The 24,218-nt window shown below is 71.2% G+C and carries 21 protein-coding genes; 14 read left to right on the forward strand and 7 right to left on the reverse strand.

Annotation, left to right across the window (positions count from 1 at the left end; genetic code table 11):
- Position 1 precedes the first annotated feature (1 nt).
- The gene (locus IE066_RS11715) at positions 2-877 is read right to left on the reverse strand and encodes a BPSS1780 family membrane protein (RefSeq protein ID WP_189450078.1); all 876 of its coding nucleotides are present in this window, start codon (positions 875-877) and stop codon (positions 2-4) included.
- Between the two features lie 17 nt (positions 878-894).
- Positions 895-1,614, reverse strand: a complete 720-nt coding sequence (locus IE066_RS11720; RefSeq protein WP_189450080.1) for a glutamine amidotransferase — start codon at positions 1,612-1,614, stop codon at positions 895-897.
- 165 nt (positions 1,615-1,779) lie between these two features.
- Between IE066_RS11720 and glyQ the strand changes: the two genes are divergently transcribed.
- From glyQ to IE066_RS11750, 6 genes are all read left to right on the forward strand, one after another.
- Complete coding sequence (glyQ, locus tag IE066_RS11725) at positions 1,780-2,688, forward strand: glycine--tRNA ligase subunit alpha (RefSeq protein WP_189450082.1); 909 nt, start codon at positions 1,780-1,782, stop codon at positions 2,686-2,688.
- On the forward strand, positions 2,685-3,332 hold the full coding sequence (locus IE066_RS11730) for a glutathione S-transferase family protein (protein WP_189450084.1): 648 nt from the start codon (positions 2,685-2,687) through the stop codon (positions 3,330-3,332). Before glyQ ends, IE066_RS11730 begins: the two co-directional genes overlap by 4 nt.
- Entirely contained in the window at positions 3,329-5,419 is a 2,091-nt protein-coding gene (glyS, locus tag IE066_RS11735) for a glycine--tRNA ligase subunit beta (protein ID WP_189450086.1), read from the forward strand. Before IE066_RS11730 ends, glyS begins: the two co-directional genes overlap by 4 nt.
- Positions 5,420-5,494: 75 nt before the next feature.
- The gene (locus tag IE066_RS11740) at positions 5,495-7,285 is read left to right on the forward strand and encodes an autotransporter assembly complex protein TamA (protein WP_189450089.1); all 1,791 of its coding nucleotides are present in this window, start codon (positions 5,495-5,497) and stop codon (positions 7,283-7,285) included.
- Positions 7,282-11,421, forward strand: coding sequence for a translocation/assembly module TamB domain-containing protein (locus IE066_RS11745; RefSeq protein ID WP_189450091.1), 4,140 nt, complete (start codon positions 7,282-7,284; stop codon positions 11,419-11,421). The genes IE066_RS11740 and IE066_RS11745 overlap by 4 nt, the downstream gene beginning before the upstream one ends.
- A gap of 68 nt (positions 11,422-11,489) precedes the next feature.
- Positions 11,490-11,744, forward strand: coding sequence for a hypothetical protein (locus IE066_RS11750; RefSeq protein ID WP_189450093.1), 255 nt, complete (start codon positions 11,490-11,492; stop codon positions 11,742-11,744).
- Here the strand turns inward: IE066_RS11750 and IE066_RS11755 are convergent.
- Both IE066_RS11755 and IE066_RS11760 read right to left on the reverse strand, forming a co-directional pair.
- Positions 11,729-11,905: a hypothetical protein gene (locus IE066_RS11755; protein ID WP_189450095.1), complete on the reverse strand. Its 177-nt coding sequence runs from the start codon at positions 11,903-11,905 to the stop codon at positions 11,729-11,731. The two genes, IE066_RS11750 and IE066_RS11755, sit on opposite strands and share 16 nt — an antisense overlap.
- Positions 11,906-12,055: 150 nt before the next feature.
- Positions 12,056-12,730, reverse strand: coding sequence for a DUF4142 domain-containing protein (locus IE066_RS11760; RefSeq protein WP_189450097.1), 675 nt, complete (start codon positions 12,728-12,730; stop codon positions 12,056-12,058).
- Positions 12,731-12,954: 224 nt separating this feature from the next.
- Between IE066_RS11760 and IE066_RS11765 the strand changes: the two genes are divergently transcribed.
- From IE066_RS11765 to IE066_RS11785, 5 genes are all read left to right on the forward strand, one after another.
- Positions 12,955-14,034, forward strand: a complete 1,080-nt coding sequence (locus IE066_RS11765; RefSeq protein WP_229790796.1) for a hypothetical protein — start codon at positions 12,955-12,957, stop codon at positions 14,032-14,034.
- A gap of 114 nt (positions 14,035-14,148) precedes the next feature.
- On the forward strand, positions 14,149-14,877 hold the full coding sequence (locus IE066_RS11770) for a ferritin-like domain-containing protein (RefSeq protein ID WP_189450099.1): 729 nt from the start codon (positions 14,149-14,151) through the stop codon (positions 14,875-14,877).
- 203 nt (positions 14,878-15,080) lie between these two features.
- Complete coding sequence (locus tag IE066_RS11775; protein ID WP_189450102.1) at positions 15,081-15,251, forward strand: hypothetical protein; 171 nt, start codon at positions 15,081-15,083, stop codon at positions 15,249-15,251.
- 106 nt (positions 15,252-15,357) lie between these two features.
- The gene (locus IE066_RS11780) at positions 15,358-17,286 is read left to right on the forward strand and encodes a S9 family peptidase (RefSeq protein WP_189450104.1); all 1,929 of its coding nucleotides are present in this window, start codon (positions 15,358-15,360) and stop codon (positions 17,284-17,286) included.
- A gap of 69 nt (positions 17,287-17,355) precedes the next feature.
- Positions 17,356-17,892, forward strand: a complete 537-nt coding sequence (locus IE066_RS11785) for a PA2171 family ribosome-binding persister protein (RefSeq protein ID WP_189450107.1) — start codon at positions 17,356-17,358, stop codon at positions 17,890-17,892.
- Positions 17,893-17,952: 60 nt separating this feature from the next.
- On the opposite strand, the gene IE066_RS11790 is transcribed toward IE066_RS11785, so the two are convergent.
- A complete protein-coding gene (locus IE066_RS11790) occupies positions 17,953-18,861 on the reverse strand; it encodes a MerR family transcriptional regulator (RefSeq protein ID WP_189450110.1) in 909 nt (302 codons plus the stop codon).
- Between the two features lie 95 nt (positions 18,862-18,956).
- Between IE066_RS11790 and IE066_RS11795 the strand changes: the two genes are divergently transcribed.
- Complete coding sequence (locus tag IE066_RS11795; RefSeq protein ID WP_189450112.1) at positions 18,957-19,490, forward strand: fasciclin domain-containing protein; 534 nt, start codon at positions 18,957-18,959, stop codon at positions 19,488-19,490.
- A gap of 27 nt (positions 19,491-19,517) precedes the next feature.
- On the forward strand, positions 19,518-19,715 hold the full coding sequence (locus tag IE066_RS11800) for a DUF378 domain-containing protein (protein WP_189450114.1): 198 nt from the start codon (positions 19,518-19,520) through the stop codon (positions 19,713-19,715).
- A 181-nt stretch (positions 19,716-19,896) separates the two neighbouring features.
- On the opposite strand, the gene mnmG is transcribed toward IE066_RS11800, so the two are convergent.
- Both mnmG and IE066_RS11810 read right to left on the reverse strand, forming a co-directional pair.
- Positions 19,897-21,786, reverse strand: coding sequence for a tRNA uridine-5-carboxymethylaminomethyl(34) synthesis enzyme MnmG (gene mnmG / locus IE066_RS11805; RefSeq protein ID WP_189450116.1), 1,890 nt, complete (start codon positions 21,784-21,786; stop codon positions 19,897-19,899).
- Positions 21,787-22,465: 679 nt separating this feature from the next.
- Complete coding sequence (locus IE066_RS11810) at positions 22,466-23,002, reverse strand: hypothetical protein (protein ID WP_229790797.1); 537 nt, start codon at positions 23,000-23,002, stop codon at positions 22,466-22,468.
- Positions 23,003-23,211: 209 nt separating this feature from the next.
- On the opposite strand from IE066_RS11810, the gene IE066_RS11815 reads away from it, so the two are divergent.
- Positions 23,212-24,162, forward strand: coding sequence for a DMT family transporter (locus IE066_RS11815; RefSeq protein WP_189450119.1), 951 nt, complete (start codon positions 23,212-23,214; stop codon positions 24,160-24,162).
- Positions 24,163-24,218: the final 56 nt, after the last annotated feature.

Here is a 24,218-nt window from a genome sequence, read left to right on the forward strand (position 1 = left end):
CTCAGGCCTCGATGCCGTGGAAGGCGGGCGGCGCGGCCGCACCGCTGTGGCCCTCGCCGTCGCCGAGCATCTGCTTCCACGCGATGTACATCGCGCCGGTGATGGCCGGCATCAGCACCGCGGGCACCACGAGCTGCACGACGATCTCGGCGGCGAACAGGCCGGCCACCGAGCCGACGATGGCGGCGATCAGCAGCACCAGCACCTGCAGCACCACCACCGCGATCGCGAGCAGCACGAAGAACACCAGCATCGCCGGAAGATTGCGCAGGCAGGCGCGGAAGCTCGCGCCCATCGCGGCGAACGCGCCGCGCTCGGTGAACATCATGTCCGGCAGCGCGGTGAAGGTGAAGAAGCCGGTCAGCACGCCGACCACGATCGCGATCAGCAGCCACAGCATCATGCGCCGCAGCGGCAGCTCGGACACCAGCGCGGGATCGGGCTGCGCCTGGCCCTGCAGCTTCTGCAACGTTTCGGCCATGGATTCGATGCCGCTCGGGCCGATCAGCGCGAACAGCAGCACCATGAGCAGCATCACCGCGGCGATCTGCGGCAGCAGCGTGGCCAGAAGGCGCGGCGCCTTGCCTTCCTGCATGCCGCGCAGCAGGTGGCCCGGCGTGGCCGGGCGGCCGGCCTCGACCTCGCGCGCCGCGTAGACCATGCCGGCCAGCAGCAGCGGGCCGAGCAGGATCAGCGCGAACTGCAGCACCATCGCCAGCTCGACCGAGCGCTGCAGCGCGAGATTGGCGACCAGCCCGAGCAGGCCGAACAGCATGCCCAGGGTGCCGAGGCCGAGCGGCGAGCGTCGCAGCAGACGGAAGCCGGTGACGAGCCAGTCGGCGCCGGCGCTGGCGGGAACTTTGCGGATCTGTGTCATGGAGGCGGTTTCCGGGTTCAGGCGCGGCGGCGGGCGAAACCGACGAAGCGGCGCAGCACGCGGCGCGCATGCGGGGTGGCGCTGACAGCGCGCTCGGTGGACGTCGCGCACAGGCCCTCGCCGTGCAGCGCGTCGCGGCGCGCACGCACGTAGCCGCGCATGTGGGTGGTACTGAATTCGGGATGGAACTGCACGCCCCAGACCGCGTCGCGCCAACGGTAGGCGTGCACGGGATCGTGCCCGGAGCGCGCCAGCAGCGTGGCGCCCTCGGGCACCTTCAGCACCGACTGCAGGTGCGTGGCCTGCGCGGCGAAACGCTCCGGCAGGCCGGAGAACAGCGGATCGTCGTTGGACGACGCGAGGCGCTCGACCTCGACGGTGCCCATCTCGCGGCCGCGCGGATGCCAGCCCACCTCGCCGCCGAGCGCGTGGGCGATCAGCTGGTGGCCGTAGCAGATGCCCAGCAGCGGCAGCCCGGCCTGCGCGGCCTCGCCCAGCCATGCGGCGGTGCGCTCGCTCCAGTCGTGGCGGTCGGTGACCATCGCGCCCGAGCCGGTGACGATCACGCCGGCGAAACCGTCCCGCGAGGGCAGCGCATCGCCGCGCTCGACGTCCACCACCACCGCGGCATCGCGCGGCAGGCCAGCCGCCGTGCGGATCCAGTGCGGGAAGCCGCCGTGGCGGCGCATCGAGGCGACCGGCTGGCCGGTTTCGAGGATGAGGAAGTGTGGGGTCACGTTCGCGGGCCGGCGGATCGTTCGCGCGGAGCCGTCGCCGCCCGGATCGGGCGTTCGACCCGATGTGCCGGAATCGCCGCCGCAGGCCGGATGACGGCCGGAAAATAGGTGGAAAAACGCGTGGCTATACTAGCCGGCTTTCCGCGCGCCCACACGGAACGCAGCATGCCGGCCCCCACGTTCCAGCAACTCATCCAGCGCCTCAACGCCTTCTGGGGCGAACAGGGGTGCGTGCTCATCCAGCCGCTCGACCTCGAGGTCGGCGCCGGCACCTTCCATCCCGCGACGTTCCTGCGCGCGCTCGGCCCGGAGCCGTGGAACGCGGCCTACGTGCAGCCGTGTCGCCGCCCCACCGACGGCCGCTACGGCGAGAACCCGAACCGACTGCAGCGCTACTACCAGTACCAGGTGGTGATGAAGCCGTCGCCGCCGAACATCGTCGAGCTCTACTTCGACTCGCTGAAGGCGCTCGGCGTCGACCCGCAGGTGCACGACCTGCGCCTGGTCGAGGACAACTGGGAATCGCCGACGCTCGGCGCCTGGGGGCTGGGCTGGGAGGTCTGGCTCAACGGCATGGAAGTCACGCAGTTCACCTACTTCCAGCAGGCCGGCGGCCTGGAATGCCGCCCGGTGCTCGGCGAGATCACCTACGGCCTCGAGCGCCTGTGCATGTACCTGCAGAATGTCGACAACGTGTTCGACCTGGTGTGGACGATCGGCCCCGACGGCACGCCCGTCACCTACCGCGACGTCTATCACCAGAACGAGGTCGAGCAGAGCACGTACAACTTCGAGCACGCCGACGTCGCCGAGCTGTTCCACCGCTTCGACGCCTGCGAGGCCGAGGCGGTGAAGCTCACCGAGCTCGGGCTGCCGCTGCCGGCCTACGAGCAGGTCTGCAAGGCCAGCCACAGCTTCAACATGCTCGACGCGCGCCGCGCGATCAGCGTCACCGAGCGCCAGCGCTACATCCTGCGCGTGCGAAAGCTGGCGCAGGGCGTCGCGCAGGCCTACCACGCGCAGCGCGAGAAGCTCGGCTTCCCGGGGCTGAAGACCACGGCGGAAACCGCATGATCCTGATCGGCCTGCTGGATTCGCCGTTCACCCGGCGCGTCGCCATCGCCCTGGCGCTGCGCGGCATCGCGTTCGAGCACCGCGCCTGGTCGGTCGGCGCGGACTTCGACCGCATCCGCGAGTACTCCCCGCTCGGCCGCGTGCCGGTGCTGGTGTTCGACGACGGCGAGGTGCTGATGGAGTCGTCCTCCATCCTCGACTGGATCGAGCACGAGACCGACGGCGATGCGCTGCTGCCCGCCGCGGGCCGCGAACGCCGCGAGGCGATGCGGCTGATGGGCCTCGCCAGCGGCGCGGCCGACCGCGGCGTCGCGATGGTGCTCGAGCGCCTGTTCCATGCCGAGGACAAGCGCTCCAACGCGCTGCTCGCGCGCAGCCTGACCCAGATCGAGGGTGCGATGACCGCGCTCGACGCCGCCTGCGCGGCGCGCGACGGGCAGTGGCTCGTTACCGACGCGATGACGCTCGCCGACATCACCGTCGCCTGCTACACGACCTATCTGAAGGACGCCGTGCCGCTGGAGCTCTCGCGCTGGCCGGCGCTCGCCGCGTTCGTCGCGCGCTGCGAGGCCCTCGACGTCTTCCGGGCGCATTACGCGCCGTTCTACCTGCCGCAGCCCAAGGGCGCGAAGGACCCCGCATGAAGCCCCTGCTGATCGAACTCGGCACCGAGGAACTGCCCGTCAAGGCGCTGCCCGGCCTGGCGCAGGCCTTTTTCGACGGCGTGGTCGCCGGCCTGGAAAAGCGCGGCATCGAGCTCGACCGCACCGGCGCCAAGCCGCTCTACACGCCGCGTCGCCTCGCCGTCGCGCTGCCGAAGGTGGCCGCGCAGCAGCCCGAGCAGAAGTCCGAGGTGCTGGGCCCGTATCTCAACATCGCGCTCGACGCGAACGGCGCGCCCACGCGCGCACTCGACGGCTTCGCACAGAAGGCCGGCGTCGAGTGGACGCAGCTCGAACGCGTCACCGACGCCAAGGGCGAGCGCTTCGTGCACCGCGCGGTGAAGCCGGGCGCGTCGACCGCGTCGCTGCTGGGCGAGGTGCTGGCCGAGGCCGTCGCCGGCATGCCGATCCCCAAGCCGATGCGCTGGGGCGCGAACGATTTCGGCTTCGCGCGGCCGGTGCACTGGCTGGTGGTGCTGCACGGCGGCGACATCGTCGAGGTCGAACTGTTCGGGGTGAAGGCCGACCGCATGAGCCGCGGCCATCGCTTCATGTCGGACAAGCCGGTGTGGTTCACCGATCCGTCGGACTACGTCGAATCGCTGCGCGCGGCGAAGGTGCTGGTCGATCCCGACGAGCGCCGCGGCCGCATCCGCGCCGAGGTCGAGCGCGCCGCGCAGTCGGTGGACGGCGTGGCGCGCATCGAGCCGGGCATCCTCGAGGAAGTGAACGGCCTGGTCGAATGGCCGAAGGCGGTGGCCTGCAGCTTCGAGCGCGAGTTCCTGCGCGTGCCGCAGGAAGCGCTGATCGCCACGATGGAGGCGAACCAGAAGTTCTTCCCGGTCCTCGATTCCAGCGGTCGCCTGTCCGAGCACTTCGTCGGCATCGCCAACATCGAGTCGAAGGACGAGGCCGAGGTGCGCAAGGGCTACGAGCGCGTGATCCGCCCGCGCTTCGCCGACGCCGGCTTCTTCTTCGACGAGGACCTCAAGCAGGGCCTCGTGGCGATGGGCGAAGGCCTGCCGGGCGTGACCTACCAGGCCAAGCTCGGCTCGATCGCCGACAAGGCGCAGCGCGTGGCCGCGCTGGCCGAGATGATCGCGAGCGATGTCGACGTCGATCCGGCGCTCGCGCGCCGCGCCGCGCTGCTGTCGAAGAACGACCTGCAGTCGCGCATGGTCGGCGAGTTCCCGGAGCTGCAGGGCATCGCCGGCCGCTATTACGCGCTGCACGATGCCGCGCTGGCCGACGTCGGCGATGCCGAGCGCTTCGACCTCGCGCAGTCGCTCGACGAGGTCTACATGCCGCGCTTCGCGGGCGATGCGATCGCGCCGACCAGGCTCGGCCAGGTGCTGGCGATCGCCGAGCGCCTGGACACGCTGGCCGGCGGTTTCGCCGCGGGCCTGCGCCCCACCGGCAACAAGGATCCGTTCGCGCTGCGCCGCAACGCGCTGGGCCTGGCGCGCACGCTGCTCGAAGGCGGCCACGACCTGATGCTGCACGGGCTGGTCGAGCGCGCGGTCGCGCTGCAGCCGGTGCAGGCCGCGGATGTCGGCGCCTACGACATCACCCATTTCGTCTACGACCGCCTGCGCGGCTACTACGCCGATCGCGACGTCACGCCGCAGCAGTTCGACGCCGTGCTCAACGCGGTGCACGAATCGCTGCCGGACTTCGACGCTCGCGTGTCGGCCGTGCGCGAGTTCGTGAAGCTGCCGGAAGCCGAAGCGCTGGCCGCGGCGAACAAGCGCATCCGCAACATCCTGCGCAAGACCGAGGGCGAGGCGTCGGCGACGTTCGATGCGTCGCTCTGCGCCGAGGACGCCGAGAGGGATCTCGCCGTCGCGCTCGCGCAGGCCGAGGTCGACACCGATCCGATGCTCGATGCCCGCGACTACGCCGGCACGCTCGCGCGCCTGGCGCAGCTGCGCCCGGTGGTCGACACGTTCTTCGACAAGGTGATGGTGAACGTCGACGACGTGGCCGTGCGCCGCAACCGCCTCGCCCTGCTGCAGCGCCTCGCCGACCGCCTCGGCAGCGTGGCGGCGATCGAGTACCTCTCGATCTGAACCGGCGCAGCGTGGCGAAGCGGCCGTCCGCATCCATCACGGCCGCTTCAACGCGGCCATCGCTATCCTGACCGGATGCGGACTGATCCCCGCGGCCGGCGCGCCGTCTACACCCTTTTGCTGCTCGCCTGCGTCGCGCCGTCCGCCTGGGCCGCGCGCGTGGAGCGCGTGGAAGTGCGCGGCGTCGACGAGGCGCTGGCCGAGAACATCCGCCTGTCGCTGACCATCAACGACGAAACCGGCGCCGACATCGGCGACCGCCGCCTCGACTATCTCGTCGGCGAGATCGAGGCCGAGGCGCGCGCCGCGCTGGAGCCGTTCGGCTACTACTCGCCGGTGATCCGCGTGTCGCGCGAGGGCGAGGTCGTCGCCATCGACGTGGACCCCGGCCCTGCGGTCACCGTGCGCGGTCGTTCGGTGCGCGTGCAGGGCGAGGCCGGCGCGGAAGAAGTGGTGCGCGAGGAAGTCGACGCGTTCCGCCCGGTCGAGGGCGAGGTGCTCGACCACGCGGTCTACGAGGCCAGCAAGACGCGCATCACCCGCGTGCTGGCCGAGCGCGGCTACTTCGATGCCGAGATCCCGTCGCATCGCGTGGAGGTCACGCGCGCCACGCGGTCGGCCGACATCGACCTGTTGTGGACCAGCGGGCCTCGCTACCGCATGGGCCCGGTCGAGTTCACCCAGACGCCGACATCCATCATCAACGACGACCTGCTGCAGAAGCTGGTGTTCTGGCGCCGCGGCGCGCCCTTCCACCAGGACCGCGTGGAGCGCCTGCGCGAATCGCTGCAGCGGCTCGACTACTTCTCCGGCATCGACGTGGCGATCGCGCCGGACAAGGCGGTCGACCTGCAGGTGCCGGTCGACGTCACGCTGACGCCGGCCAAGCGCACCGTCTACACCGCCGGCCTGAGCTACGGTTCCGACAGCGGCGCCGGCGTGCGCTTCGGCATCGACCGCCGCTACCTCAACCGCCGCGGCCACAAGGGCACCGCGCTGCTGGACTACGCGCAGCGGCGCAAGACGCTCACGCTCAACTACCGCATTCCCGCGTTCGCCTGGCTCGACGGCTGGTACACGTTCGCGCTGCAGGCCGCGGACGAGCAGACCGATTTCATCGACAACCGCCGCGTGGAATTCCTCGCCAGCCGCAGCGGGCAGATCAGCCGCGAGCTCGAGGCCGTCGCCAGCCTGCACGTGCTGCGCGAGCGCTGGGCGTACGCGGCCGAGGACGACGGCGATCCGGCCACGCCACCGGATTACCGCTACGCCTCGTTCTGGTATCCCGAGATCAGCGCCAACTACGTCGACGTGGACGACCGCCTGCTGCCGCGCCGCGGCTTCGGCGCCAACGCGTTCGTGCGCGGCGGCCGCGGCCGCGTGGCCGAGGACGACGGCGTGCTGTTCGCGCAGGCACGTGCCTCGGTTGCCTGGTATCGCGGCCTCGGCCCGCGCTCGCGGCTGATCACGCGCGGCGAGCTCGGCCACACCTGGAGCGATGCGCCGATCGGCACGATGCCGCCGTCGCTGCGCTTCCACGCCGGCGGCGAGCGCAGCATCCGCGGCTACGGCTGGCGTGAGGTGGGCCCGCGCGTGGGCGATGCCGGGCGCCGCTTCGCGGTAGGCGCGCGCAACGTGCTGACCGGCGACGTCGAGTTCGAGCAGTACCTCAACGACCGCTGGGGCTATGCGCTGTTCGTCGACACCGGCAGCGCGTTCAACGACCGCCCCGACCTGCACACCGGCGTCGGCTTCGGCGTGCGCTGGCGCTCGCCGGTCGGCCCCGTGCGCATCGACGTCGCACGCGGGCTGAAGAACCCCGACTCGCCGTTCCAGATCTACCTCGGCCTCGGAGCTGAGCTGTGAGCCGCCTGCCCGACGCGAAGAACGCGCGCCCCGACGAGCCGACGCCGGAGGAGCGCGAGGCGCGCATCCGCGAACTGCGCGCCAAGCGTCATGCGCGTGCGAAGAAGATCGCGATCCGCAGTGGCGTCATCACCGGCGGCGTGCTGCTGCTGGTGGTCGCGTTCGCCTACTGGCTGCTCACCACCATTGCCGGGCGCGACCTGCTGCTCGCGCAGATCAAGGCGCGCCTGCCGGCCAATGCCTCGCTGGACTGGAAGGACGCCGAGGGCCCGGCGTCGGGCCCGCTCACGCTGCACGACGTGCGCTTCCGCTGGAACAAGGTCGCATTCGACGCGCAGCGGGTGACGCTCGATCCGGCGCTGCGCCCGCTGCTCGGCCGTCGCCTGCGGCTGGATGCGATGCAGGTCGAGAACGCCACGCTCGACCTGCCCGAGAGCGACGAGCCCTTCGAGCTGCCGCGCTGGCCCGACTCGCTGCCGCAGATCACCGTGCCGCTCGCGCTGCAGGCCGACGACATCCGCGTCGACGGGCTGCGCATCACGCGCCAGGCCGAGCCGCTGATCGAGATCCGCCGCCTGCGCGGCGGCGTGGACGCCAGCAACGGCCGGCTCGCGCTCACGCGCGTCGATGTCGACAGCGACCGCGGCCGCTTCGCCGCGCACGGCACCTACGCGCCGGTGGAGAACTACCGCACCGACCTGGTCGCCACTGCGCTGGTGCCGGCCAAGAGTTCCGGTACGCCGCTGCGGCTGGGCTTCGTCGCGCGCGGCGATCTCGACGCGATGGACGTCGCGCTGGCCGGCGCCGCGCCCGGTCCGGTGCGCGCCACGCTGAGCCTGCGCGGGGCCGAACGCCCGCGCTGGCAGTTGCGTGCGAACGCGAGCGGCCTCGACGTGGCCGCGCTGTCGGGCACGCCGGTCGATCCGCCGGACGCCGTGGACGTCGATGTGCGCGCCGACGGCACCGGCGGCGACGCGCGCCTGCAGGGCTCGATCGTGCGCGGCGACATGCGCATCGCGGTGAATCCGTCGGTGCTGCATCTCGAACAGCAGGTACTCGCATTCGCGCCGCTCGACGTCGAGCTGCTCGGCGGGCGCATCGTTGCGCGCGGCCGCGGCGACTTCGGCGACCGTCGCAATGCGCGCGTGGACTACACGCTGGCCGCGCGCGGGCTGCGCTGGGGCGAGGGCGCGTCGCAGGTGATCGCCGATGCCGACCTCGCGGTGGCCGGCACGCAGGCGGCGTGGACGGTCAACGGCGACAGCACGCTGCTGCGCAACGGCCAGCGCGCGCAGGTCGCGCTCAGCGGGCGCGGGCGCCAAGCCGAGCTCATGGTGCAGCGCCTGCTCGCGCGCATGCCGACCGGCGTGCTCGAGGCGAACGGCCGCATCACCTGGCGCCCGGCGCTGGACTGGAACCTGCACGCGCAGCTGGACGGCTTCGACCCCGGCTATTTCGCACCGGGCTGGAACGGCGCGCTGCGCGGCGTGCTGCGCACTACCGGCCACCAGCCCACCGGCCAGGCGCTGCAGGCGACGCTGGACGTGCCGCGCCTCGGCGGCCGCCTGCGCGGCCGCGCGGTCGGCGCCAGCGGGCAGGTGCGGCTGATCGACGATGTCTACCGCGGCACCGTGGCGCTCACCGCCGACCGCGGTCGCGCCCTCGTGCAGGGCGAAGCGGCCTTCGGCGCACTGCAGCGCTGGAACGCGAGCGCGCGCCTCGAGCGTTTCGATCCGTCGTTCGTCGTCGCCGGCTGGCCGGGCGCGGTGGACGCGCAGCTGCGCAGCACCGGCCAGCGCCGCCTCGGCGCACCGGGCCGACCCGCCGAGCTGCAGGCCAGCGTCGAACTCGCGCAGCTCGGCGGCACGCTGCGTGGGCGCGCGCTTTCGGGCCGCGGCCAGGCGGAGCTGCGCGGCGGCGACGTCGAAGGCCAGCTGCAGCTCGGCGCCGGCGCGAGCCGCATCGACGCGCGCGGCCGCATCGGCGACCGCCTCGACATCGACGCACGCCTGAGCCCGTTGCAGCTGGCCGACCTGCTGCCGGACGCGCGCGGCGTCGTGCGCGGCACGCTGCGGTTGACCGGCCCGCGCACGGCGCCCGACATCGCCGCCGACCTCGACGGCCGCGACGTGGCCTTCGCCGACTACCGCGTCGGCACGCTCGTCGCCAAGGGCCGCCTGCCCTGGCGCGCCGGCACGCCGGGCGCGCTCACGCTGCGCGGCAGCGGGCTGCAGGTCGGCCTGCCGTTCGACGCACTGAATGCCGACGCGCGCGGCGCGGTAGAGGCGCTGCAGCTGCGCGCCGATGCGCGCGGCCCGTTCGGGGCGCTCGCCGTGGCCGGCGGGCTGCGCAAGGCGGGTGCCGACTGGCTGGCGAACGTCGCGTCGCTGCAGCTCGCGCCCACGCGCGGCGCGCCCTGGCAGCTGACGCGCGCCACCCAGCTGCGCTTCGGCGGCGGCCGCGTCGGCGTCGCATCCACCTGCCTACGCTCGAACGCGGGCGGCGAGCTCTGCGGCTCGGCCGACTGGCCGCGCCGCGCCGACGTGACCGCGCGCGGCCTGCCGCTCACGCTGGTGGCCGGCTATCTGCCCGAGCACGCCGATGGCCGCGCCTGGGGCGTCAGCGGCAATGTCGACGGGCAGGCGCAGGTGCGCGGCGTCGGCAATTCCTGGCGTGGCACCGCGCGCATCACCTCCGCGCAGGGCGGCTTCCGGCTCGACGCGCGCGACGACTACGAGCTGGTGCGCTGGCGCGGGCTGGATGCGCGGCTCGCCTTCGACCCGCAGCGCCTGCAGGTCGACCTCGATTCGGGCCTGTTCGACCGCGGCCGCATCGACGGGCGCGTGGCGATGGGCTGGGCCGCGCACGCGCCGCTGTCGGGCAACGTGGCCATCGACACCGACGAGCTGACCTTCATCGAACTGTTCTCGCCCGACATCGTCGACCCGCGCGGCCGCCTGAGCGGGCGCATCACGCTGGGCGGCACGCGGCTGGCGCCGCAGCTGGGCGGGCAGGCGCGGCTCACCGGCTTCTCGACCGAGCTGCCGGCGCTGGGCATCGAACTCACGCAGGGCGAGGCCGCGCTCGACGCGCTGCCCGACGGCACCGCGCGCATCAACGGCCGCGTGCGCTCCGGCGACGGCGTGCTCAACGTCGACGGGCGGCTGGGCTGGCGCGGCGAAGGCGCGCCGCTGCAGCTCGCGGTGCGCGGCACCAACGTGCAGGTGGCCAACACGCGGCAGCTGCGTGCTGTGGCCAACCCCGACGTGCGCGTGCGCAGCGGCGCGGGCGAGCCGTTCACCGTCACCGGCACGGTGGTGGTGCCGTCGGCGCTGGTGATGCTCGAGCGCTTCGATGGCGCGGTGAAGGCCTCGCCGGACGTGGTGGTGCTCGACCCGGTCGAGCCGTCCGGCGACGTCAAGCCGCCGACGGCGCTGGCCCTGGACCTCGCGGTGGTGTCCGGGCGCGACGTGCGCCTGCAGGGCTTCGGCCTCGACGGCCGCCTCGCCGGGCAGGTGCAGCTGCGCAGCAGTTCCGGCACCGACGACATCACCGCGCGCGGCCGCATGGACGTATCCGGGCGCTACCTCGCCTACGGCCAGCGGCTGGACGTCACGCGCGGCGAGCTGACCTGGTCGGGCGGCGCGATCGCCGATCCGATCCTCAACATCCGCGCCGAGCGCGACGTCGGCGGCGTCACCGCCGGCATCGACGTCACCGGCCATGCCACCGAGCCGCGCGCCAACGTGTGGTCGAGCAATGGCGGCACGCAATCCGAGGCGCTGTCGATGCTCGCGCTGGGCCGGCCGCTGGGCACCGTCGGCGGCGAACAGGGGCGGCAGATCGGCGCGGCCAGCGCGGCGCTGTCGGCCGGCGGCTCGCTGCTGGCCTCCGAGCTCGGCACGCGGCTGGGCCTGGACGACGCCGGCGTGATCGAGAGCCGCACGCTCGGCGGCAGCGTGCTCGGCATCGGCAAGTACCTGTCGCCGCGGCTGTACGTGGGCTACGGCGTGTCGCTGTTCGGCAGCGGGCAGGTGCTGACGCTGAAGTACCTGATCCGCCGCGGCGTGGATGCCACGTTCGAATCGAGCACGGTCGAGAACCGCGCCTCGCTCAACTACCGCAAGGAACGCTGAGCGCCCTCACGCGCATTGTTCGCCGCGCGCGCTAGAGTCGCCTCATCGATCACGGCGGGAGCATCGCGATGAGCAAGCTGCACGGCGACCGGCCTCAGGGCGAGGAAGTGCGCTTCGAGCAGGGCGAGCTGCGCAAGCCCGACGACCGCCACGAGGAGCCCGGCCAGGGCGGCTCGCTGACGCCGCCGAACGACGGCCACGAGCGCGACAGGCGTCGCGACCCGGCCACCGAGCCACGTACGGAAACCGCGCCGGCCGGCACGCCATCGGTGGACGGCGGCAACGGCCGGGGCGCGGCGCCGGTCGATCACTCGGTCGACTGACGCATCTCGTCGGAGGCGCGCCCCGCGTTGCGTCCGGCTTCGGCATCGCGCCCCGCGGCGCTCTGCAGCCGTTCCTCGCGACGGCGGACTTCCTCGCGCTCGTCGCGCTGGCTGCGCGCCCGCGGTTCGGGTGTCTTCGACGGAGGAGCCTTCGGGGACATGTCGCGCATCCGCTAGCAGGGGTGGATAGGCTCGCCGCTCGCGCGTAAGCGGGCGTGACAGCGGGCGCTACCGCAGCGCCCGTCATTCGCGATGCAAAAAAGAACCCGCGCCGGAGCGCGGGTCCCGTTACGCGACGGAAACGTCGGTAATTACTGCGCGGCAGGGGCGCCGGCGGTACCGCCGAGCTTGCCCTGGATCTCCACCGCGCGATCGTGGTGCTGCTTGACGTGGTCGCGCGTCGTGGTGAGGTGCTGGCGCACGGCGTCGTCGGTGGCGGCCGGGATCAGCATGCTGTCGAGCTTGCCCAGCGCGTCGGCATGGTCGGCGACCATCGCATCGATGTAGGCCTTGGCATACGCATCGCCGTCGAGCGACGCCAGCTGCTGGCGCTCGGCCTCGCCCTTCTGCTTCTGCGCGGTGATGGCGGCGGTATCGGCCGGCGCGCCGCCGTTCTTGTCGAGCAGCGCGGTGGTGTCGGCCATGTTCTTGGTGTGCTCGGCCTGCATCATGTTGGCGTAGGCCAGCACGTCGCCGGTGACGTTCTTCGACTTGGCCTGCTCGGCCGCCTTCACTTCGTGATCGTTGATCACGTTGACCAGTGCGAGCGCTTCGGTCTGCGAAGGCGCGGCAGCGGCCGCATCGCCCGTCGGCATCGTGCCGCCGGTGGCGTCCGGCGTGGCGGTGGCATCGGCCGGCGCGGTGTCGGCGGTGGCGGCCGGCGTGTTGTTGGTGCCGCCGGCCGCATCCTCGTTGCGGTTGCAGGCGGTGGTGGCGAACAGCACCAGCGCAGCGGCGGCCAGTGCGAGCGGGGTCTTGGTGTTCATGTGTCGGTCTCTCCGTGGGATGGGGATGCACGTACGGCCAGCCGTGAGGCCGGATCGCGACGCTAACCGGCGCCATCGCGAGACACCGTGAAGGCACGGCCGCTGCCGGCAAACGAAAACTTTTCAGGCATGTGGACACGCATTGCGCGCTGTCGCTGTCGCTGCATGCTGGCACGGAGGTTGCGACGTTTGCCGCATTCCGACCCCGTGCAAGGAGATACCCGATGGCCCTGAGCCTCAACGACATCAAGGGATGTCCGATAGACCGGCAGCGCTTCACCTGGCGCGAGCTGGTGCAGACGCCGATCAGCAAGCTGGACGATGACGCATTCACTCGCGTGTGCATCATCCTGATGAACGGCCTGGAGTTGGAAGCCAACCGTTTCTCGCACATGTGCGCACGCATGAACCGCGACCTGCGACTTCCGCTCGCCAAGATCCGCCGCGTCGAGCAGCACCAGGCCACGGCGATCAACTGGCTGATCGGCGCCGACCACTCGCCGCTGGAAACCACCATCGCCTACGAGCAGGTGGCCATCGAGGTCACCGCGGCCGTCGCGCAGCGCGAGCCCGACGAATACCTCGCGCAGACCTATCGCTTCGGCCTGCTCGAGGACTTCGACCACATGTATCGCTACAGCGCGATGCTCGACCGGCTGGAAGGCAAGGACGCGAACAACATCCTGCAGTGCTACACCGACATCCTCCCGGGCCGGCCGACCATCGTCGAACACCGCGATCCCGAGGACGACCTGCGCACGCCGATGGACGCGAAGATCGCGCATCCGCTGAGCAAGCTGCACGCGCTCACGATCATGTCGGCCGAGCAGCAGACCCACAATTACTACATGAACATCGGGCCGCTGTTCACCGACCCGGTGGCGCGCCTGCTGTACGCCGAGATCGCCTCGATCGAGGAGCAGCACACCACGCAGTACGAGTCGATCATCGACCCCGACCAGACGTGGATGGAGCAGTGGCTCATGCACGAGCTGATGGAGGTCTACAACTACTACGGCTGCGTGCAGCAGGAGACCAACCCGCGCATCAAGGCCCTGTGGGAACGCTTCCTCGACTACGAGATGGGCCAGCTCTCGATGGTCATGGAGCTGTTCAAGCAGTACGAACGGCGCGATCCCGCCGAGGTGATCGGCGACACGCTGCCCGACCCGATCCCGTTCGCCAGCCAGCGTGATTTCGTGCGCGAGGTGCTCACCCGCGAGGTCGACTACCGCGCGATCGGCACGAGTACACGACCGACGGCTCGGAGAGCGAGGCCACGCTCGCCTATCGCGAGCACATGAACTCGCAGGGCTCGCCGACCGAGGCCGTGGCCGAGGGCTACGTCTACCGCCCCGGCACCGAACTGGCGCCGCCGATGCCGCGCGCCGCCTGACGCACGAACTAAGGAGTCATCCATGCAACCCGAAGTTTCCCTGGGCAAGAACCGCACCGGCCTCAAGGCCTCGCCGCTCGATGCGGTCGAACTGCAGGACATGCACGGCTATCAGCTAGACGTCGGCCGCCCGCCGGTCACGGTGGAGGAGTTCCGTGCGTCGTACATGAGCGAGGAGAGCGTCGGCTCGATCCCGCCGCCGACCTCGGTCAAGGGCATGGTCGGCGCAACCGCGCAGGCGCTCACCGGTCATCGCATGCACGTGCTGCTGGACAAGATCGCCGAGCGCCTGGCCTTCGAGCGCAGCGGCACGCGCCTGTACGACGCTGCGCTGCTGAAGATCGGCCAGCTCGACCGCCTGCCCGAAGGCATGACGATGGCGGCGCTGCAGGAGATCCGCGACGAGGAGGCCGCGCATTTCCGCCTGCTCGCCGACACCATCGAGCGCCTCGGCGGCGACAGCACGGCGATGACGCCCTGCGCCGACGTCACTGGCGTGCAGGGCATGGGCCTGCTGCAGGCGATGAACGACCCGCGCACCACGCTCGCGCAGGCGCTGGACACGCTGCTGGCGGCGGAGCTGATCGACAACGCATCGTGGGAGCTTCTCATCGAGCTCGCCGAAGGCTTCGGCCGCGACGAGATCGCCGACGGGTTCCGCCACGCACTCGCGGCCGAGCAGCGCCATGAAACGCTGGTGCGCAGCTGGCTCGCGGCGGAGTTGAACAACGTCTCGCATGTCCGTCACTGACGAGTCGTGCACGTCGGTTAACTCTTCAGCATCCCGGTTCATCGTCACGCTGCAGCGACCGTTTTTGCACGCAGCGCTAACCGTGAATTCGGTGAACTGGACTCAAGAAGACAACGACGAAAAGACCAGGCGCCGAGGGCGGCGCTCCAGCGAAAAGGGCCGGCTTCGGCCGGCCCATCCCAAATCCCCCAGGAGACGACCGAATGAGCCAGAACAACCAGAACAACGAGCGTCGCGAAGGTCAGAACAACCAGAACCAGAACGAGCGCCGCGAAGGCCAGGGCCAGCAGAACGACCAGCAGCGTCGCGAAGGCAGCTCGCAGCAGAACGAGCAGAACCGCAACAACCAGAACAACCGCGAAGAGCGTCGCTGAGGAACCCGCGGTCGCCTTCGCGACCGCTTCTCCTTTCCGGAGCGCCTTGGCTTGACGGCCAAGGCGTTTCTTTTTCCCGTTTCCGGCAAGCCCCGTCAGAGGCGCCATGGAACCCGTCACACCCGACGACGTCTACCAGCATCGCCATCTCCAGGACATCAGCGGCGTGACCGAACACGGTCGGGTCGCTTTCGTCATGTCGCGCGCCAGCAAGGCCAAGGGTGGCTATCGCTCCACCGCCTGGCTGCTCGATACGCAGTCCGATCGCCGCGCACGCCAGCTCACGTCCTCGAAGTTCAACGCGCAGTCGCTGGTGATCGACCCGACGGGCAGCCGCGTGGCCTTCGTCTCGCAACGCACGGACGACGAGAGCCCGCAGGTCTACACGATCGCGACCGACGGCGGCGAAGCGCGCGTGCTGACGAAGAGCGATAACGGCGTCTCGAGCCTCGTCGCGTGGTCGCAGGACGGCAAGCGCCTGCTCGCGCTGCAGTCTTTCAAGTGGAAGGAAGACGAGAACGACGATCCCGAATCGCAGGATCGCCCGCTGGTGGTGCGCTACCTGCCGTACAAGATGGACGGTTCGGGACCGAAGGTCGGCGAGCGCACGCGGCTGGTGTCGATCGACGCGACGTCGGGTGAGGTGACCACGCTGGTCGAAGGCGATTTCGACGTGGCCGATGCGATGTGGTCGCCCGATGGCGCGACGCTCGCGTTCGCGCGCAAGCGCAGCGGCCAGCAGCGCCACCAGGCCGACCTGTGGCTGGCCAAGGGCGACGGCAGCGATGCGCGGCAGGTCACCCGCGACCTGTATTCGGTGTCGGGCCTGCGCTTCTCCCCGGACGGCAAGAAGCTCGCGTTCGGTGCGGGTCGAATCGAAGGCGAGTCGCTGGTTGCGCTGTTCGTCTACGACGTCGACAGCGGCGAGAAGCGCGCGCCGCGGGGCGATGACCTGCAACTCGAAGGTGCGACGGTGGTCTGGCATCCCGACGGCGACCGCATCGCGACGATCGCCTCGCGCAACGGCCTGTTCGAGATCGCCGTACTGCATGTCGATAGCGGCGAGGTGACGCCGATCGAGGGCGGCCTTCGTCACGTCACCGCACTGGCACCGAGTGGCGACGCGCTGGTGTTCGTGGCCTCCACGTTGCGCGAGCTCGACGAGGTGTTCCGCGTCGACTGGGACGGCCGCAACGAGAGGCGCCTGACGGCGTTCAACCGCAAGTGGTTCGGCCAGCGCATCCGCCCGCGCGTGAGCAAGCGCAGCTTCGAGGTCCCGGACGCGAAGGGCGGCACCGAGCGCATCGATGCCTGGGTGATGCTGCCGCCCGACGGCGACGGTCCGTTCCCGGCGCTGGTGGATTTCCACGGCGGTCCCGAGTCGATCACGCTGATCGACTTCGCCAGCCATCTCTACTGGTATCCGCTGATCGCCAAGGGTTATGCGGTGATCGCACCGAACCCGGTCGGCTCGGGCGGCTACGGCGGCGAGTTCGCGCGCCGGCTGATCGGCCACTGGGGCGAGTACGACCTGCCGCAGGTCGAGGCGGTGCTGACGCAGCTGCGCAACGAGCGCGTGGTCGGCGAGGCGCTGGGCTGCTACGGCAAGTCCTACGGCGGCTATCTCAGCGCGTGGACCGCCGCGAACAGCGACATGTTCAAGGCGGCGGTGGTGAGCGCGCCGGTCGCGAACCTGCAGTCGCACGGCGGCACGTCCGACACCGGCTACTACGTCACGCCGTATGCGATGGGCGCGGACCTGCACGAGTCGGCCGAGCAGTACGCGCGGCTGTCGCCGGTCGAGTACGCGGCGAAGATCGATACGGCGACGCTGTTCCTCAACGGCCAGGACGACCAACGCTGCCCGGTCGGCCAATGCGAGGAGATGTTCGCCAACGTCATCCGCGCCGGGCACCCCAACGCGATGATGGTGGTCTACCCCGGCGGCTCGCACTCGCTGGCCGGCAGCGGCAAGCCCGCGCACCGCGTCGACTACCACGACCGCGTCGTGAAATGGATCGACACGCATGTCTGACGCCGGCCTCACGGAGCGGCTGGCACCGTCATCGCCCGGCTTCCTTCCCCACCTGACACGGGTGCTTCCATGAATGCGATCGAATTGCTGAAGGCCGACCACGACAAGGTGCGCGGCCTGTTTGAACAGCTGACCAACACCACCAAGCGCGCCGAGAAGACGCGTGCCGAACTCGTCGAGAAGATCCGCCTCGAACTCGACGTGCATACCCAGATCGAGGAGGAGATCTTCTATCCCGCGTTCAAGGAAGCCGTCGGCGAGTCCGAGGACGAGGCGATGGTGTTCGAGGCGCTGGAGGAGCACCGCGCCGCCGGCGAGCTCGTGCTGCCCGACCTGCTGGAAACCGACATCACCAGCGACCGCTTCAGCGGCCGCGCGAAGGTGCTGAAGGAACTCGTCGAGCACCACGCCGAGGAAGAAGAGAAAGAGATGTTCAAGAAGGCGCGCGAGCTCTTCAGCCGCGAGCAGCTCGACGAGCTCGGCGTGCAGATGGCCGAGCGCAAGAAGCAGCTGCTGGAGATGGGCGCCGAGCAGATCGAGCTGATGAAGCGCCAGCAGGGCCAGGTCGATTCGGAGCAGGCGCCGCCGCGCGCGTCGCTGCAGTAAGTCCATCACCCGCGCTTCGACGGAACGCCCGCCCCGTGCGGGCGTTTCGCGTTTGCGGCCTCAGGCGGCCGCGCGCTGCGATGGCCGCCCGCGCGTGCGCGAGGCGGCGAAGCGCGCGAGTGCGTCGGGATCGAGCACCGCCTGCACGCGCGGCAGCCCGAGCGCCTCGGCGAGGTAGCGCGCATTGGCACCGCCGATCCACACCGGCAGGCCCGGCGGCAGCGCGGCGTCGAGCTCGCGCAGTTCGGCCAGCGTCGCGCGCGCCTGCTCGGGGTCGACCGAACCCAACGCGATGCCGGCGCAGTCCAGCCGCGTCGCCACGCGCGCGATTTCCGCGGCCGGTAGCTCGGTGCCGAGGTAGAGCACGGGCAGCCCGGCCTCGTGCGCCTGCAGCGCGGCGCCGAGCAGGCCGAGCTCGTGACGCTCGCCGGGCAGCGTGGCGAACAGCACGCGTGCGCGGCGCTCGCGCGGCGGCGGGTTCAGCACGGCCAGCAGGCGCATGCGCAGCAGGCTGCTGACCAGGCGCTCCTGCGCGATCGCCAGGCGCCCGTCCGACCAGCGCAGGCCCACCTCGCGCAGCAACGGCATCACCACGCGCGCCATCAGCACCGGCATCGGGAGCGTGGCGATCGCTACCGACAGGTCGCGGTCGAATTCGTCGACGCGGTAGTCGGCGATGGCGTCGAGCATCCGGCCGGGCAGCGTCTCCACGCCGCCGTAGGCCGCCTGGCGGCCGTCGTCGAGCAGGCGCTCGAGCGCGTCGTCATCCAGGGCGGCGAGGTCGCGAATGGGATGGCCGCGGCCTGTCAGCCGGTGCAGGCGGCCGAGGCGCTCGATGGTGGCGGCGTCGTACAGGCGGCGACCCTGCGGGTCGCGCACCGGCCGGATCGCGGCGTGGCGACGCTCCCAGGCCCGCAGCGTCTCGGGGCTCAGCCCGGTGAGGTCGGCAGCGGCCTTGATGGGGTACATGGCTCGAATGTACAGCCTCTGTACAAGGCTGTCTTGTACAGCCGGTTAACCGGCACTGCGGAGACTGGCGGGCGTCCCTGTCCAGGAGCCTCGCCATGCACACCCGCAAAGTCCCCGCGCCCCTCGCCGCGCTGACCACCGCGCTGGCGCTCGCCGTCGCCGCGCCCGTGTTCGCCGCGCAGCCGGCCGCCTCCACCGCCGCACAGACGCAGGCCCGTGCCGACATCGTCGACACCGCCGTCGCCGCCGGCCAGTTCAAGACGCTCGCCGCCGCACTGCAGGCCGCGGGCCTGGTCGACACGCTCAAGGGCGCCGGTCCGTTCACCGTGTTCGCGCCCACCGACGCCGCGTTCGCCGCGCTGCCGGCCGGCACCGTCGAGAACCTGCTCAAGCCGGAGAACCGCGAGCAGCTCGTCGCGATCCTCACCTACCACGTAGTCCCCGGCCGCGTGACCGCGAGCCAGGTGGCCGGCATGAGCAAGGCCACCACCGTGCAGGGCGGCGACGTCGCCATCCGCGCGACGGGCGGCACCGTCAACGTCGGCGACGCGCGCGTGGTCAAGGCCGACGTGATGGCCAGCAACGGCGTCATCCACGTCATCGACAAGGTGCTCATGCCGCCGCGCTGAGCCGTCGTCCCCTAACAGGAGAACGCTATGAAGGCATTGAATCTCGTGACGCTGGTGCTGGTGATCGTCGGTGGCCTCAACTGGGGCCTGGTCGGCGCGTTCCAGTTCGACCTGGTCGCCGCGCTGTTCGGCGGGCAGTCCGCGCCGCTGGCACGCATCGTCTACGTGCTGGTCGGCCTGTCGGCGCTGTGGCAGATCGGCTCGCTGGTGCGCCGCCCGGGCTGAGCGATCGGCGGCGGACGAGGGCGCTGCTCCCGCCATCGTCCGAGGGGCGCGATCGATCGCGCGATGCCGTCGACGCAGCACGTCGGCATCCGTGCACTGGAGGGTGAACGAACACGCCGATCCGCGCTCCGGCCGGAGCCGCGCCTGTCATCGCAGGCGCGGCTCTTTTTTTCGCGTGCGGTCAGGCCACGCGTTCGCGCTGCCGGCGCACCAGGTGCACGAGCAGCAGCGAGATCGCCGCCGGCGTCATGCCGGGAATTCGCTGCGCCTGGCCCACCGTCTGCGGACGCACGCGCTCGAGCTTCTGCAGGATCTCCGCCGACAGCCCGCGCACGTCGGCGTAGTCGAAGGCCTCGGGGATGGTGGTGTCCTCGTGGCGCCGCGCGCGCTCGATCTCCTCGCGCTGGCGATCGAGATAACCCGCGTACTTCACGCCGATCTCGACCTGCTCGGCGACGTCAGCATCCGCCACCGCCGGGCCGAGCATCGGCACCGACGCGAGCTTCGCGTAGTCGAGTTCGGGGCGCCTGAGCAGGTCGAGCGCATTGGTCTCGCGGCTGACCTCGATGCCGAGCGCGGCGGCGACGTCGCGACCCAGCGCGTTGTTCGGCGCCGCCCAAAGCGCGCGCAGGCGCGAGGTCTCGCGCTCGATCGCCTCGCGCTTGTCGGAAAAGCGCTGCCAGCGCGCGTCGTCGACCAGGCCGAGCTCGCGGCCGACCGGCGTGAGCCGCGCATCGGCATTGTCCTCGCGCAACTGCAGGCGGTACTCGGCGCGCGAGGTGAACATGCGGTAGGGCTCGGACGTGCCCTGCGTGGTGAGGTCGTCGACCAGCACGCCCAGATACGCTTCGTCGCGACGCGGGCTCCAGCCGGCCTCGCCACGCACGAAGCGCGCGGCATTGACGCCGGCCAGCAGGCCCTGCGCCGCGGCTTCCTCGTAACCGGTGGTGCCGTTGATCTGGCCGGCGAAGAACAGGCCGTCGATTGCCTTCGTTTCCAGCGTGGTCTTGAGCCCGCGCGGATCGAAGAAGTCGTATTCGATCGCGTACCCGGCGCGCGTGATGTGCGCTTGCTCGAAGCCGCGGATGCTGCGCACGAGTTCGAGCTGCACGTCGAACGGCAGCGAGGTGCTGATGCCGTTCGGATAGATTTCGGCGACGTCCAGGCCTTCGGGCTCGACGAAGATCTGGTGGCTCGCCTTCTCGGCGAAGCGCACCACCTTGTCCTCGATCGACGGGCAGTAGCGCGGGCCGATGCCTTCGATCTGGCCGGTGTAGAGCGGGCTGCGATCGAGCGCGGCGCGGATGACCTCGTGCGTGCGCTCGCTCGTGTGCGTGATCCAGCACGACACCTGCGCGGGATGGTCGGCGGTCGAACCCATGAACGACATCACCGGGCGCGGATCGTCGCCGGGCTGCTCCTCCATCACCGAGTAGTCCAGCGTGCGGCCGTCGATGCGCGGCGGCGTGCCGGTCTTCAGGCGGTCGACCACGAACGGGCCTTCGCGCAGGCGCGCGGCAAGCGCGGTCGCCGGCAGGTCGCCCGCACGGCCGGCCGCGTACGTCGTCTGCCCGACGTGCACCTTGCCGGCGAGGAACGTGCCGGCGGTGAGCACGACGGCAGGCGCGAAGAAGCGCAGCCCTGTCTGCGTGAGCACGGACGAGACGCGGCCGTCGTCGAAGCCGATGTCGTCGACGGCGGCCTGGAACAGCGTGAGCCCCGGCTGCGATTCCACCGCGCGGCGGATGTAGGCGCGATACAGCGCGCGGTCGGCCTGGCAGCGCGTCGCGCGCACAGCCGGGCCCTTGCTCGCGTTGAGGCGGCGCCACTGGATGCCGGCGGCGTCGGCCGCACGCGCCATCACGCCGCCGAGCGCGTCGATCTCCCTGACCAGGTGACCCTTGCCGATGCCGCCGATGGCGGGGTTGCAGCTCATCGCACCGACGGTCTCGATCGAATGCGTGAGCAGCAGCGTGCGCGCGCCGGCGCGGGCGGCCGCGAGCGCGGCCTCGGTGCCGGCGTGGCCGCCGCCGACCACGATCACGTCGAAACGGTAGAAGTCGTTACTCATCGATTGCTCCACATGCGACGGCGGCCTGCATGGCCCCGGCCGGGTCACGGCGGACGTCGATGGCGCGGCGCCTTGGCGGCGTCCGCGCGGCCACGGGCGCGCACGCCTGCCGACGGATCGACACCGAGCCCTCACGTCGAAACGGGAGAAGGCATCGCGGATCCCGGAAATGCGCGCGCATTGTCGCGCAGGCACAGGCGGCGCGTGGCTGAACAGGCGACCGACGCCTGCGTCAGCGCCTGACCGCCGCGGCCGGGCATGGCCGCATTGCGTCACCTTGCGCCCGCGCGCCAGGCGCCGATCTGTGACTGCGGTCCGCCGAGCGGCCGCGGAAAGCCGTCGCCGGGCACTGGCACGCTTCATGCAGCTGTTTTCCCTGCACCCAGCGGGGCAGGCGCATGCGTCGGCCGGTATTGGAACAGGGGCTGGCCAAGCGCCCGCGGGGAAGCACGAAGGGCCGGATGTCGGGGGACGTCCGGCCCTTCACCTTTTCAGGATGCCTCGATGCCATCCGGTCGGCGACCGGGTGCCGGCCCCGGCGAGGGGCGGAACAGGGGGGATCCGAGATTCCTCGCCGGGGTCCGACATGGCGGAAAGACGCGATCGGCCGCGGTGCGGGCGATGCGCCGCTAGCTTGACCAGCGGCGGTTGGGCCCGCAAGCCGCCGCCGTCACGGTTTCTAGCGTTCCTGCTGGCCGCCGTCGCGACGCGCGCGGCGGATCATCTCGCCCATCGGCGAGCCGCCGTCGCCACCGCGCGGACGAATCGCCGGCGCCGGCCGGCTGCCGCCCTCGGGGCGCGCGATCTGCGGCGGCGGGCGGCGGTTGCCGCCGTCGTCGTTGCGCGGGCGATGCGTCAGCCCGCCCGGATTGCGCCAGGGCGCGCCATCGGGACGGTCCACGCGCGGGCGGTTGTCGCCCGGGTGATGCGGCCGCGGCACCGGGCGCGGGTAGTAGCGCGGATAGGTGTAGTAGGACGGGCCGTAGTAATACGGCGAGCCGTAGCGGCCCCAGACGGAGATGCCCGAGCGGTACGGGCCGTAGTACGGCGAGCCGTAGCCGTAGCCCGGGTACGCGCCGTGGTAGCGGTAATCGACCGACGGCGAACCGTAGTAGTAGTCGCCCTGCCCGCCGCCGCGATACCCGTAGGGCGCGGTGGTGACGCAGCCGGCGAGCAGCGTGGTCGCGGCGAGCGGTATCAGCAGCTTGCGGATCATGGACTTCCCCTGTAGCGGTCGATGCAGCTTCGGCCGGTGGCATTGAACTACCGCTTAACTTTTCCGCTGTCGACCGCACGCCGCTGACCGGTTCAGCGCGACGGTTCAGGCAGCGCGCGACGCATCGCCCGCACACAGTGGTGCGCGCGCCCGCATTGCCGGGTGACGGGGCGCCTGCGAGCATCGCACGCCTTCGCCCGGAGCCCGACATGTCGAACCTGCATCGCGCTTCCGGGCGCACCCGCCTCGGCCTCGTGCTGAGCCTGGTCACCGCACTGTGCTGGGCGACGCTGCCCGTCGCGCTCAAGGTGACGTTGCAGGCGCTCGATCCGCTCACACTCACCTGGTTCCGCTTCCTGGTCGCCGCCGTGCTCACCATGGGCTGGCTGGCGCTGCGCGGAAAGCTCGGCGGCCTGCGCGGGCTGGGCGGGCGCGGCATGGGCCTGCTGGCGCTCGCCGCGGCGATGCTGGTGGGCAACTACGTCTTCTACCTGCTGGGCGTGGGCCGCACCTCGCCCGGCAATGCGCAGCTGCTGATCCAGCTGGCGCCGCTTCTGATGGCAGTCGGCGGCATCGTGGTGTTCGGCGAGCGCTTCCGCGCCGCGCAGTGGCTCGGCATGGCGCTGCTGGTCGCCGGGCTCGGACTGTTCTTCCGCGACCAGCTCGCACACGTGGACACCACGCCGGGCCACGGCGGTACCCGGGCCTACCTCACCGGCTCGCTGCTGGTGGTGCTGGGCGCGGTGGTGTGGGCCGTGTACGCGCTCGCCCAGAAGCAGTTGCTGGTGAAGCTGGGTTCCATGCAGATCCTCGCGGCGATCTACGTCGTCGCCACCCTGCTGCTGTGGCCGTTCGCGCATCCGACGCAGCTGCTGCGCCTGGATGGCGCGCAGTGGGGCCTGCTCGCGTTCTGCGCGCTCAACACCGTCGTGGCCTACGGCGCCTTCGCCGAGGCGCTCGCCCACTGGGAGGCCTCGCGCGTGTCGGCGGTGCTCGCGGTGACGCCGCTGCTGTGCCTGGCGGTGGTGGCGATCGTGCACGGGTTGTGGCCGTCGATGCTCGCGCCCGAGCCGATGTCGGCGATCGGCTGGATCGGTGCGGCGCTGGTGGTCGCCGGCTCCACCGCGGTGAGCCTGCTCGGACGCCGCCGCGCCACGTGACGACCGGCGCTGCGCGCATCGCGGGCCAGCCACTACCCTAGGCGCTCTTTCGACCG

It is taken from the genome of Cognatilysobacter xinjiangensis (assembly GCF_014651995.1).
Classification (GTDB): Bacteria; Pseudomonadota; Gammaproteobacteria; order Xanthomonadales; family Xanthomonadaceae; genus Cognatilysobacter; species Cognatilysobacter xinjiangensis.